A 12,519-nucleotide genomic window follows, 5' to 3' on the forward strand; every position below is an offset into this window, starting at 1 on the left:
CTCCGCACGGCCGCCGGCGCGGTGGGGCTCGGCTCGCTGTCCGGGTGCGTGGGAACGTTCGGAACGGAGTCCGGGGAGCCCGTTCGATTCGGGGCGATGTTGCCCGTCAGCGGGTCGCTGGAGCAGGTGGGAACGCACGGCAAGCGCGCCGCCGAGCAGGCGGTCGAGGACATCAACGGGGCGGGCGGCGTGCTCGGCCGGCCGGTCGAACTGACCACCGTGGACACGGAGGGGTCCGCGTCGGTCGCGACCGACGGCTACGCCTCGCTGGCCGACGCGGGCGTCGTCGGCTTCGTCGGCGGCCTCGTCAGCGACGTGTCGCTCGCGCTCGCTCCGACGGCGGCCGACGACGCCGTCATGGAGATGTCCCCGGCGAGCACGAACCCCCGGCTCTCGGACGCCGGGCGGGCCGACGGCCGGAAGTTCTTCGGCCGGACCGTCCCGAGCGACAGCCTCCAGGCGACCGCGATGGCGAAGATTCTCGACGCGCCGCAGTACACCGACGCCGACCGGGTCGCCCTCCTCACCGTCGACGGGGCCTTCGGCTCCGACCTCGGCACCGCGCTCGGCGACCAACTCGACGCGGAAGTCGTCACCGAGGTCAGCTACGACCCGAGCGCGGAGGCCTTCGGCGGCGTCATAGACGAGGTGTTCGCTGACTCGCCCGACGCGGTCGGCTTCGTCAGCGTCCCCGGACAGGAACGGGGCGTCCTCGACGCCTACGGCGCGTCCGACCACGAGGCCCCGTGGGTCTTCTCGGCGGGCCTGTTCGACGGCGAGATTCCGCCCTACTACGAGGGGTTTTACAGCGCCTCGCTGTCGTCGGTTCGGACCGACGGCTACTTCCATCTCACTCAGCGGCTCTCCGACATCGCGCCGCTCCAGCCCTACGCGGCGAACGCCTACGACGCCCTGTTCCTCATGGCGACGGCGGCGGAGTACGCCGGTGAGGCGTCGGGTCCGGCCATCGCCGACGCTCTCCAGACCGTCTCGGGCGGGACCGGCCACACCGTCTCCGTCGGCGAGTTCGACCGGGTTCGGACCCTCGTCGACGCCGGCCGCGAACTGAACTATCAGGGCGCGTCGAGCGGGGTCGACCTCACGGAGGCGCTCGAACCGCTGAGTTCGTACCTCGTCGAGCGCGTCCGCAACGGCTCGGTCGAGCAGGTCGAACTCCTCCAGCGCCAGTTCTTCGAGTCCGGAGGCGGACGATGAATCCGTTTTCGCGGCTGACGAGCCTGCTCGAACGGGCGCTCCCGAACGTGATTCGCCGGCGCTACGCGGCGAAGTTCGGCGTCGTGCTCCTCCTCATCGCGGTCGTCATGGGCGGCGCGGGCGCGTACATCCACTTCGACACGAAGTCGGTCGTCGAGTCGCAGACCGAATCGCAGATTCGCGGCGCGGCGTCGACGGAGGCCAAGTCGGTCTCCGACTGGGTGACATCGAAGGAGTCGACCGTCTCGTTCCTCGCTGAATCGCTCGCCGACCAGCCGGCGGGCACCTCGGCGGCCGACCACCAGCGGTGGCTCGAAGGGAAACTCATCCAGCTCTCCGGCGACGTTCGCTCGCTCCACTACGTCGACGCCGACACCGGCGCGGTCGTCGCCAGCACGACCGACAGCGCGACCGGGCAGTCGCTCGACTCGCTGTCCGCGCCGTGGACCGACGACGCCGCGGCGCTGGCGTCGGGCCGGTCCGTGACCGTCTCCGCGCCCTACGAATCCGGCGGCGAGCCGGTCGTCGCGTTCGCCGCGCCCGTCTCCGGGGCCGACGGCGCGGTCGTCCTGACGGCGTCGCTCGAAGCCGGCTCCCACCAGTTCGAGTCGCCCTACGCGACCGGTGACACCAAGGTCGTCACCGAGTCCGGAACCATCCTGTTCGACAACCGCAAGGCGTCCATCCTCGACGAGTACGCGGCCGCCGACGGCTCGTCAATCGAGGCCATCGACGCCGCGATGTCGGGGCAGACCGGCTACGAGGTCGTCTCCGCCCGCACGGGCATGGAGCCCGGCGAGTACGCGATGGCGTACGCGCCCATCACCGGCACCGACTGGGTGGTCACCTACCACGTCCCGGCCGAGCGGGCGTTCGCGCTCCAGTCGCACGTGACGACGAACGTGATGTTCCTCGTCGCGTTCGCCGTCGGCGCGCTGTTCCTCGTCGGGGCGACCATCGGTCGCGGCACCGCGCGGTCCCTCTCGGTCGTCGCCCGCAACGCAGACGACATCGCCAACGGCGAGGTCGACGGCGACCTCCCGAACACCGCCCGCATCGACGAGATGGGCCGGCTGTACGACTCCTTCGAGTCGATGCAGGCGTACCTGACGACCGTCGCCGGGCAGGCCGAGGCGCTCGCGGACAAGCGCTTCGACGACCCCGTCCTCGACGAGGATATTCCGGGGTCGTTCGGCGAGTCGATGGGGCAGACGCACACGGAACTGGAGGCCCTCATCACCGAACTCGAAGCGACGGCCGCCGAGTTCAGCGAGACGATGGCGGACGCCGCCGACGGCGACCTCACGCGCCGGATGTCCGAGGACGCCGACAACGACGCGATGAACGAGATGGCGCGGTCGTTCAACGACATGGCCGACGAACTCGAAGCGACCGTCGCGGAGGTCGTCGAGTTCGCCGAGACCGTCGCCGCGGCCAGCCAGGAAGTCACCGCGAGTTCTCAGGAGATAGAGCGCGCGAGCCGGCAGGTCAGCGAGTCCACGCAGGTCATGGCCGAGGGCGCGCACGAACAGCGCGAGAACCTCCGGCAGACGACGAGCGAGACGAGCAACCTCTCTGCGACCATCGAGGAGGTCGCCTCCTCGGCGAGCGAACTCGAACGCACGGCCCAACACACCCTCGAAGCGAGCGAGGACGGCCACGAGGCGGCCGCCAACGCCATCGACACCATCGAGACCGTCGAGACGCAGACCCGCCGGACGGTCGACCGCATCGAGGACCTCGAAGGCGACATGGCCGAAATCGGTGACATCGTCGAACTCATCACCGACATCGCCGAACAGACGAACATCCTCGCGCTCAACGCGAACATCGAGGCCGCCCGCGCCGGCGAGGCCGGCGAGGGCTTCTCGGTCGTCGCCAACGAGGTCAAGGAGCTCGCCGGCGAGACCAAGGCCTCCGCCGAGGAAATCGAGGCGACCATCGAGGAGGTCCAAGCGAAGTCCGCGGCGTCCGTCTCCGAGATGCGCGAGACGCGCGACGCCGTCGACTCCGGCGTCGACGCGGTCCAGACCGCCCGAGACTCGCTCGACACCATCGTCGAGAACGTCCGCGAGACGACCGACGGCGTCGACGAAATCAGCCGGACCACCGACGAGCAGGCCGCCTCGACCGAGGAGGTCGCGTCGATGATGGACCGCGTCTCGGATATCAGTGACGAGACCGCCGAGCGAGCCGAATCGGTCGCGGCCGCGGCCGAGGAACAGACCGCCTCGCTCAGCGAGGTTTCCGACGGCGCGGACCGCCTCGCCACACAGTCCGAGCGGCTGATGTCGCTCGTCTCCGAGTTCACCGTCGACCACGACGCCGCGGACCGCGACGGTGCGCGCACCGGCGCTGACACCACTCCGTCCGCCGAACTCGACGCGCCGACGACCGACGGCGGCCTCGACGGCGACGGACCCGATGACGATGGCATCGACGACGACGGCCCCGACCGCTCTGCCGACGACCGTTCCGACCGACTCGACTGACGCCGCGACCCGCCGCCGAAGCGCGGCCTCGCGGCCGTCCGAACCGTCGGTTCCCGATTCGGCCCTCCCGCGCGACCACCGTTTTTCTCGACTGTTTCGCGTCCCGCAGCCGGCTGTCGGCTGTGACCGTTTTCGTACCACCCCAGTCTCACAGTTGATAATCCGGAGCGTAGCGTTATACCGGCAATCTGCGTGAGGGGAGACATATGGACCTGCTTTCGCGACTCGCGGCGCTGGTCCCGGGGGTCGGGGCTCGGACGCGGACCGACGGCGGCGCACAGGCTGACGAACGAGGGACGGTCGCGGCGGCGGCCGAGCAGTTGCACGCCGGTGCCCTGCTCGACGGCGTGGGGACGCCGGTGTTCGTCCTCGACGCCGACGGGCGGGTCATCGCGTGGAACGACCCGATTACGACGCTCACGGGCGTTCCCGCGGCGGAGGCGCTCGGGTCGGAGCACGTGAGCGAACTGTTCTACCCGGACGGCCGGCGGGCGAAGACGCTCGCCGACAAGGTGCTCGACGACCCGCGGAGCGCCGACGAGGTCCACGGCCTCGACGTGGTCGACGAGGCCAGTCGGCTCTACCGCGACGCCAGCACGATGACGGACCGACACGGCGCGGAGCGCCACATCGCCTTCACCGCCCAACCGCTGTTCGAGGGCGACGAACTGGTCGGCGTCGTCGAGGCGGTCCACGACCGGACCGACGCGGTGGAGAAACAGCGGGCGTCCGAGGCGCTCGTCGAGGAGGTATCGACCACCATCGGGAGCCTCACCGCCGGCGACCTCTCGGCCCGGGCGTCGTTCACGGACGACCGCGGCGTCCTCGAAGACGAGACGCTGGCGGTCGTCTCGGACCTCAACGAGATGGCGACCCGGTTCGACCGCCTCGCCAGCGAGGTCGACGCTACGACCGCCGACCTCGGCGGGGCGATTCAGCGGGCCGCGACCGCCGCGACCGACATCGAATCGCAGGTCACGGAGCAGGCGGACCTCCTGTCGACGGGCGCGGAGGAGATGCAGGAGCTTTCGGCCAGCATGGAGGAGATAGCGGCCACCTCCGACGAGGTCGCCTCGGCAGCGAACCAGGCCCGCGCGGCCGCCGAAAACGGGCAGGAGGCCGGCCAGAGCATCCGGTCCGCGACCGACCAGGTCATCGACATCTCCGACGAACTGCTCGACAGCGTGACCGAACTCCAACAGCGCATGGTCGTCATCGAGGAGGTCGTCGAGGTCATCGCGGAGGTCGCAGACCGGACGAACCTGCTCGCGCTCAACGCGAACATCGAGGCCGCCCGCGCCGGCGAGGCCGGCGAGGGCTTCTCCGTCGTCGCCGACGAGGTCAAACAGCTCGCGAACCAGACCCACGAGCACACCGAAGAAATCGCGGACAGCATCACCGAGATTCAGGAACAGGCCGACGAGACGGTGCTGGCCTCCGAGCAGTCGCACGAGCAGATTCAGGTCGCCTCCGGCGAAATCGAGGACGTGCTCGCCTCGCTTTCCGAAATCGCCGACGCCGCGGATTCCGCGGCCAACGGCATCACCGAGGTCGCTCGCGCGACCGACTCGCAGGCGACGAACATCGAGGAGGTCACGAGTACGATTCAGATGGCCCAAGAGCACGCGACCGCCGCCGAGGCGTCGACGACCGACATCACCGACGCGACCGCCGACCAGACGGTCGCCCTCGACGCGCTCGCTGACCGGGTGGACGCCCTCGTCGGCGGCGACGCGACGGCGGTCGAGGAACTGGACGCGATGGACTTCGACGACGCGGCCGGCAGCGCGGACGCCGACGCGGATGCCGACTCGGTTCGCGCGGCGACCGACGGCGGGTCGGACGACGAGTTCGGCGGGTTCCAGTTCGACCGGTAGCGCACCCGCCGAGTCGGTCACGGGTCGGAGTCCGCGTTTCGTTCCGCGGCCGTCTCTCCGCACTCCGACACAACGGGTATCCGTGTCGGATTCGTCGGCCAGCACGCTGCGGGTTCTCATCGCCGTCGAAATCATCATCCAACAGATACTTGGTCGATAGCGGAACTCGGTTAGAACGATGTCCGAGTCGAATCTCTCTGGTCGTGTCGCCCTCGTGACGGGAAGCAGCCGCGGTATCGGCGCTGAAACGGCGAAATTGCTCGCTGACCGCGGCGCGAAGGTCGTTATCAACTATCGCTCTAGTGAGACGGAGGCCCACGCGGTGGCCGACGAAATCCGCGACGCCGGCGGTGAGGCGCTCGTCGCGCAGGCCGACGTGACAGACGCGTCCGCGGTCGAGCAGATGGTCGAGGGGGTCATCGACCGCTGGGGGCGAATCGACGTGCTCGTCAACAACGCGAACATGCCGTTCGCGACGAAATCGTTCGAGTCGATGACGTGGGACGAGTTCTCGTCGAAACTCGACGCCGAACTCAAAGCCGCGTTCACCGTCTCGAAAGCGGTGTTGCCGCAGATGGTCGAACAGGAGTACGGCCGCGCGATATACGTCTCCAGCGGCGCCGGACAGAGTCCCTCGCCGGGGTTCATCGCTCACGGCACGGCCAAGAGCGGCCTCGACGCGTTCGCCAAGTACATCGCCCAGGAGTACGGCCCCCACGACATCACCGCGAACGTCGTGGCGCCGGGACTGGTCGAGACCGACGCCACGGCGGGTCACATCGACGACGTACGCGACCAGGTCGCGTCCCAAACCCCGCTGAACCGGGTGGCGCAGCCCGAGGACGTGGCACACGCGATTGCCTCGCTCGCCGGCGAGGGCGCTCAGTTCGTGACCGGAACCTACACGCCCGTCAACGGCGGTAGCGAGATGGAATAACCCCGACGCGCTCTCCTCAGTCGAGGCTGATTGCGCAGCTCTCGACGTAGTCGATGTCCTCGATGGAGTCGACCCCGCCCTCGCCGCAGACGGGGCAGTCCGGGTTCGTCCGATACGGGACCGTCTCGAACGTCATGTCCATCGCGTCGTAAAACAGCAGTCGCCCGTCGAGCGCCTCGCCCTCGTCCAGCAGGAGTTTCATCGCCTCCGTCGCCTGAATACAGCCGACCGTGCCGGGGAGGACGCCGAGGACGCCGGTCGTCGCGCAGTCGGGGACCGTCCCCGGCTCGGGCGCTTCGGGGAACAGACATCGATAGCAGGGTCCGTCGGGGACGAGCGTCGTCGCCTGCCCCTCGAACTTGTATATCGCGCCGTGGACCAGCGGGATTCCCTCGAAGCGACAGACGTCGTTGAGCAGGTAGCGCGTCGGGAAGTTGTCCGAGGCGTCGACCACCACGTCCGCGCCCGCGACGACCTCGTGGACGTTCGACTTGTCCACGCGGGCTTCGACCGGTTCGACCGACACGTCGGGGTTGAGCCCGCGGACGAACGCGGCGGCGCTCTCGGCTTTCGGCGTCCCCACGTCGTCGTCGCGGTGGACGACCTGCCGCTGGAGGTTGCTCCGCTCGACCACGTCGTCGTCGACCACGACGAGTTCGCCGACGCCGACCGCCGCGAGGTACTGGATGGCCGGCGCGCCCAACCCGCCCGCGCCGACGACGACGACGCGCGACGAGAGCAGTCGCCCTTGGCCCTCCGGGCCGACCTCGTCCATGATGATGTGCCGCGAGTAGCGGTCCAACTGGGTGGCGTCGAGTGAGAGCGCCATATCCCGAGGTTGGCGTCGCCCCCGAATAAAGCCGCGGCACGGGCGCGCCCCTCCCTCCGACCCCCGAACCGTCGCCGCCGGCGACGACATCGCCGGAAGCGACGCGCCTTTGGCGCTCCGCCCGTTCACGTCGGGTATGGTCGCCGAGACGACGCCTGACGAACTACGCGAGAAACTGGCCGACGACGACGAGCTCGCCGTCGTCGATATCCGAGACCCCTCGTCGTACACGTCCGGCCACATCCCCGATTCGGAGAACCTCCCGGCTGCGACGCTCGGCCCCGAGGTGTTCGACCGCGAGTGGCCCGCCGAGGTGGTCGTCTCGTGTTACGTCGGCAAGAGTTCGAAACAGGTCGCCTCGGTGCTGGACAGCAACGTCGACGCCGACGTGTCCAGCCTCCGCGGCGGCTTCGACGCGTGGGACGGCGCGGTCGAAGACGGCACCGAGAGCGAAGGCGAAACGGACCTCGGTCCCACGTCGCCGTTCTGAGTCACTTCTGCGGACGCTTTTCGACAGCCTGCAAGCGACGCCCGTGCCTACTCACCGGGAACCGTGACGGGCGACCCGCGACGCCGGTTTCGGTTTCGAAGATAGAAGACGAAGACCGCGAGGCCGCCGAGCACCGGCAGGAGGACGAACGCGACGAAGAACCCGACGGCCCACATGTCCGCCGTCTCCATCGCGCGGCGCTTCGCGTCCCGGTATATCCACGCCGCTCCGAGGACCGCGGCGGCGACGAGTATCGGTCCGCTGAGTTCGATACTGACCATGGGGTCGATTCGGTGGTCCGGCCCCGTCCCGATAAGGATGGGCGCTTCGAGACAGAGCCGCGGCTCGATGGTGGATAAAGAGAGAAATCGGCGCGGTGCGCGGGGCGTTACTTGCCGCGGCCGTTGCCGGCGCGGATGGAGGGACGGTTGTGTTCCGTGCCCTTGCCGCGGTTCTGGAGACCGCGGTTCTTCTTGCCCGCGTTGGTGAGACCGCGGAAGGCGCGGCCCTCGTGGGTGTCGTCGCAGATCCAGTTGAGGTCGTCGTCGTTCTGGATGGCCGGGTGCTCGGGGTCGACGAGGATGACTTCCTGCCACTTCTGGGAGCCGTCCTGTCCGACGCCGTAGGAGTTCAGCACGCGCAGGTTGGGGTGCTTGCGGGAGGCGCGCTCCTCCGCGATGCGCGGGATGGACTTGCGGCGGCCGATGCGGTTGACGCCCTGGCGCTTCGTGCGGCGGCCGGCCTTGTGGCGCTGTTTGCGCGCGCCGCCCTTGCGGACGGAGACGCGGACCACGATGATGCCCTGCTTGGCCTTGTAGCCGAGCTCACGGGCCTTGTCGAGGCGGGTGGGGCGCTCGATGCGCTCGATAGCGCCCTGGTTGCGCCACTCCTGTTTTCGCTGCCACTGGAGTTCGGCCAGCTTGCCTTCCTTCGGGGTCTTCCACGCTTCCTTGATGTGGGAATAGAAGCTTCGTGCCATTGTGTATCACCGCGGGCGCTTGCGATTCAGTCCGTCGGGGAACTCCCCTGAGACCACATTTCGTCCCGTGCGTGACGGGTGCCCTCTGGCGTGCCCGCGTTGCCAGCGAGTTGGCGGAACTACCAGCAGGGGAGGGTTAAGGACTTCGGATTCTCACGGCGCGCGTGCCACCGACTCACGTGGTGAGGCGGCCGAAAAGGACGGTATCGAGGGTGCGCTCGATGCGGCTCAGCCTTCCATCCCGCCGAACGACAGGCCACCTTCGATGTAGCGCTGTGCGAACAGGTAGATGAGCATAATCGGCGCGGCGAACGTGAGTGCGAACGCCGAGAACCGGGCCCACGGGATGGAGTACCGGCCGACGAGCGAGTACAGCCCGACGGGCAGGGTGTAGTTGTCCGTCGAGAGCAGCGTTTGGGCGACGACGAACTCGGTCCACCCGGTGAGGAAGGTGAAGATGAACACCGTCGCCAGCCCCGCCTTCGACAGCGGGAGGATGATTTCCGTGACGATTTTCCACGACGGCGCGCCGTCAATCATCGCGGCCTCCTCGTAGGAGACGGGAATCCCGTCCATGTACGTCTTCAGGAGCCACGTGTTGAACGGGACCGCGGTGGCGGCGTAGTACGCCGACAGCGCGAGTTTGCTGTCGTTGAAGCCGAACTGGACGAACAGGGCGTACAGCGCGATGAGGAGCGCGACGCCCAGCCCGCCGCCGATTTGGGTGAACAGCACGTAGCCGTACAGCACCTTCGAGCGGCCGATGAACTGCCGGCGCGACAGCGCGTACGCGCTGGGGACGATGAGACACATCGCGAGCAGCACCGTCGGAATCGCCACGGTGAGGCTGTTCGCGAAGAACCGCTTGAACTCGGAGGTCTCCGTGACCCCGTACTGCGACACGTCGAGGAACGTCAGTTCGGGCGTCTGCAAGAACACCTCGTAGCCGCCGAGGCCGAGGCTGATGCGGTAGCTCGGGACGATGAGGTCGCCGATGACCCACAGGAACGGCTCGATGGTCGGGTCGGCCGGCCACAGGCGAATCCCGCTTGACGAGTACAGCGACGCGCCGGTGCCCGAGAAAGCCCCGACGGCGACCCAGTACAGCGGGAACAACAGGAGCGCGACGACGACCGCGGCACCGAGGGTGATGCCGGCGGTCTTCAGCACCGTCGCGGGGCTGACGCGCCCCTCGCGGATGCCTTCGAGGGTGTACTTGGCGTCCTTGACCGACTCGACGGGAGCCATCGCGGCGGTCCGCGCGTCGGCGGCGAGTTCGGCCGCGATGTCGGAGATGACGCTCATGCGTCGTCCACCCCGTCGGCGAGCTGTCCTTTCTTGACGTTTAGCATCATGAAGACGCCGATGACGGCCACGGCGACCAGCATGATGGCCGCACCCTCACCGTACTTCTGGAAGCGGAACGCCTCGCGGTAGCCGTAGACGATGAGCAGTTCGTTCGTCCGCGACGGCCCGCCCTGATTGAACACGTACGGGATGAGGAACTGCTGGAACGACGCCGCGGCCGTGAGAATCGAGGCGAACAGCACGGGGCGCTTGATAGAGGGAAGCGTCACGTGCAGGAAGCGGGCGAAGAAGCCCGCGCCGTCTATCATCGCCGCCTCGTGGAGCTCCTCGGAGACGTCCTGCAAGGCGCTCACGGTGATGATGACCATGAACGGGTACGCCAGCCACGCCTCGGTGACGTTGTAGGCGAGGAAGGCCATCCAGCGCTCGGAGAGCCAGGCGATGGAGTCGAGGCCGGCCATCCGGAGGAACTGGTTGGCGAGGCCGAACTCGGCCGAACTGAAGATGCCGCGCCAGATGGTGATGGTGAAGATGCCCGGGAGGCCGAGCGGGATGATGATGAGCGCGCGCATGAACCGCTTGCCGCGGACGCGCTCGCCCGTCACCACGAGCCCGATGCCGAGGCCGACGAGCACCTTGAGCGCGACCGACGTGGCGACGAACAGCCACGTCACGCCCATCGAGTTCCAGAACTGGCCGTCCGAGAGGACCGTCACGTAGTTGGCGAGGCCGACCCACTGCTCTTTGCCCTGGAACAGCGTGGCCGGCTCCGCGTTGGTGAACGAGAGATACACCAGGTACAGGACGGGAAACAGCATGAACGCGAGGAAGACGAACAGCCCCGGCAGTACCAACAGCAGGGGCAGGTCGTCCTTGCTCACCACCGGGCTGTCCGCGACGCGCTCGACGGCGCTGTCGACGACGCTCATCGTCCTTACTCCCAGTTAGACCGGATGTTTTCTTCGGCCTTCGTGAACGCGGATTCGAGCTCCGCGTCGCCGTTTTTCACGCTGTTGAAGGCGTCTTCGAGCGGCCCCCACACGTCGCCCATGTTCGGGTGCGTCGGGATGGGGGTGCCGAGCGAGACGGACTCCGAGAAGCCCTGGACGGCCTCGGGGAGGTCGCTGCTCGAAGCGAGTTCCTTGTGGACCGGGATGTAGCCGAACTCCTCGGCGTTCGCCGAGAGCACGTCGGTGTTCGTGGTGTACCACTCGGCGAACGCGCGGGACGCGGCCGCCGTCGCCTCGTCGCCCTCCAGCGTCGAGGTGAAGTAGAGCTGCTTGACCGTCGTGTACGGCTCGGGCTCGGCGTCGCCCTCGGGGGAGGGAAGCCGGGCGATGCCGGCGTCGATGTCGTTGGAGCGAACGTCGCCGAGGAACCACGGCCCGTTGATGGCGAAGGGCGCGTTGCCCTCGAGGAAGACGGCCGCCTGCGGGTCGTAGCCCGTGTCTTTCGGCTGGTACGGGACGAAGTTGTCGAGGATGAACTGGAACCCTTCGAGGGTCGCCTCGTTCGACAGGCCGAGTTCGACGTTCGACTCGTCGAAGTAGTAGCCGCCGAAGGCGTGCGCCCACGCGCTCATGAAGTAGGCGTCCAGCGGGTAGCTGAGGCCGTACATCCCGTTTTCGGGGTCGTGGTACTCCTCCATGATGGCCGTCATGTCGGCGATGGTCTCGGGCGCTTCGTCCACCAGCTCCTTGTTGTAGATGAGGCCGACGGTCTCCGCCGCGTAGGGGAGCGCGACGGTCGCGCCGTCGAACTGGACCGCCTCCTGTGCGGGTCGGGTGTAGACCGAGAGGTCAACGTCCAACTGGTCGCTCTGGTCCGAGAGGAAGCCGTTCTGGTAGTACTCGCCGGTCCAGTCGTGGGCCCAGTCGAACATGCCCGCGCCCTGTCCGGCCGGGATGGCGGAGGTCGTCTTCTTCCGGAGGTCGGCGATTTCGGCGGGCTTCGCCGTGTGGGCCGTCTCCGAGGTGAACGTCTCGGCGTTGGATTCGAGCGCCTTCTTCTCGGCTTCCGCGCGCTGGTGCCAGAGCGTGAACGCCCCGCTCGGCCCCGCGGACTCGGTCTCCGCTCCGGCGGTGGTCTCCTCGCTACCGTCGTCGCCCTCCGCACCGCTCTGTTCGGACGTCTGCGTCGAATCGGTCTCCGACACGCCCACGCAGCCCGCGAGTGCGCCGACGGCCGTCGTGCCTGCCAGTTGCTTCAGGATTGTGCGGCGGTTCATTGGCATAACGAATCTATGATGAACTATGTGTTCATATATTTAATAGTTCGGAATGACGCCCGCATTCGCGGCGAAAATCGCCACTGAGACGGGCATCGTGAATTCGCGGAAACGACGACAGAGCGATTCTACACGGTACTATCGAGTCTTTGAAATTCAATACGA

Annotated in this window: 11 protein-coding genes; 5 read left to right on the forward strand and 6 right to left on the reverse strand. The window is 67.9% G+C overall.

Going from position 1 to position 12,519, the window contains the following annotated elements:
• Positions 1-36 precede the first annotated feature (36 nt).
• The 4 genes from E4P24_RS03145 to E4P24_RS03160 all read left to right on the forward strand — a co-directional run bounded on the left by E4P24_RS03145 (position 37) and on the right by E4P24_RS03160 (position 6,521).
• Positions 37-1,215: an ABC transporter substrate-binding protein gene (locus E4P24_RS03145; RefSeq protein WP_223173963.1), complete on the forward strand. Its 1,179-nt coding sequence runs from the start codon at positions 37-39 to the stop codon at positions 1,213-1,215.
• Positions 1,212-3,707 carry a methyl-accepting chemotaxis protein gene (locus E4P24_RS03150; protein ID WP_006600686.1) on the forward strand — a complete coding sequence of 832 codons (2,496 nt, stop codon included), beginning with the start codon at positions 1,212-1,214 and terminating at the stop codon, positions 3,705-3,707. Before E4P24_RS03145 ends, E4P24_RS03150 begins: the two co-directional genes overlap by 4 nt.
• Positions 3,708-3,913: 206 nt before the next feature.
• A complete protein-coding gene (locus E4P24_RS03155; RefSeq protein WP_188148108.1) occupies positions 3,914-5,584 on the forward strand; it encodes a methyl-accepting chemotaxis protein in 1,671 nt (556 codons plus the stop codon).
• Between the two features lie 178 nt (positions 5,585-5,762).
• Entirely contained in the window at positions 5,763-6,521 is a 759-nt protein-coding gene (locus E4P24_RS03160) for an SDR family NAD(P)-dependent oxidoreductase (protein ID WP_188148109.1), read from the forward strand.
• A 16-nt stretch (positions 6,522-6,537) separates the two neighbouring features.
• Here E4P24_RS03160 and moeB read toward each other — a convergent pair whose 3' ends face one another.
• Positions 6,538-7,350, reverse strand: a complete 813-nt coding sequence (gene moeB / locus E4P24_RS03165; RefSeq protein ID WP_188148110.1) for a molybdopterin-synthase adenylyltransferase MoeB — start codon at positions 7,348-7,350, stop codon at positions 6,538-6,540.
• 136 nt (positions 7,351-7,486) lie between these two features.
• On the opposite strand from moeB, the gene E4P24_RS03170 reads away from it, so the two are divergent.
• Positions 7,487-7,840: a rhodanese-like domain-containing protein gene (locus E4P24_RS03170; RefSeq protein ID WP_049921808.1), complete on the forward strand. Its 354-nt coding sequence runs from the start codon at positions 7,487-7,489 to the stop codon at positions 7,838-7,840.
• A gap of 47 nt (positions 7,841-7,887) precedes the next feature.
• On the opposite strand, the gene E4P24_RS03175 is transcribed toward E4P24_RS03170, so the two are convergent.
• From E4P24_RS03175 to E4P24_RS03195, 5 genes are all read right to left on the reverse strand, one after another.
• A complete protein-coding gene (locus tag E4P24_RS03175) occupies positions 7,888-8,121 on the reverse strand; it encodes a hypothetical protein (protein WP_004065216.1) in 234 nt (77 codons plus the stop codon).
• 107 nt (positions 8,122-8,228) lie between these two features.
• Positions 8,229-8,819, reverse strand: a complete 591-nt coding sequence (locus tag E4P24_RS03180; RefSeq protein ID WP_004044372.1) for a 50S ribosomal protein L15e — start codon at positions 8,817-8,819, stop codon at positions 8,229-8,231.
• 228 nt (positions 8,820-9,047) lie between these two features.
• The gene (locus E4P24_RS03185) at positions 9,048-10,124 is read right to left on the reverse strand and encodes a sugar ABC transporter permease (RefSeq protein WP_004044371.1); all 1,077 of its coding nucleotides are present in this window, start codon (positions 10,122-10,124) and stop codon (positions 9,048-9,050) included.
• Positions 10,121-11,056, reverse strand: a complete 936-nt coding sequence (locus E4P24_RS03190; RefSeq protein ID WP_004044370.1) for a carbohydrate ABC transporter permease — start codon at positions 11,054-11,056, stop codon at positions 10,121-10,123. Before E4P24_RS03190 ends, E4P24_RS03185 begins: the two co-directional genes overlap by 4 nt.
• A gap of 5 nt (positions 11,057-11,061) precedes the next feature.
• A complete protein-coding gene (locus tag E4P24_RS03195) occupies positions 11,062-12,354 on the reverse strand; it encodes a substrate-binding domain-containing protein (RefSeq protein WP_115802185.1) in 1,293 nt (430 codons plus the stop codon).
• Positions 12,355-12,519 lie beyond the last annotated feature (165 nt).

Source organism: Haloferax sp. AS1 (assembly GCF_014530665.1).
GTDB lineage: Archaea > Halobacteriota > Halobacteria > Halobacteriales > Haloferacaceae > Haloferax > Haloferax volcanii.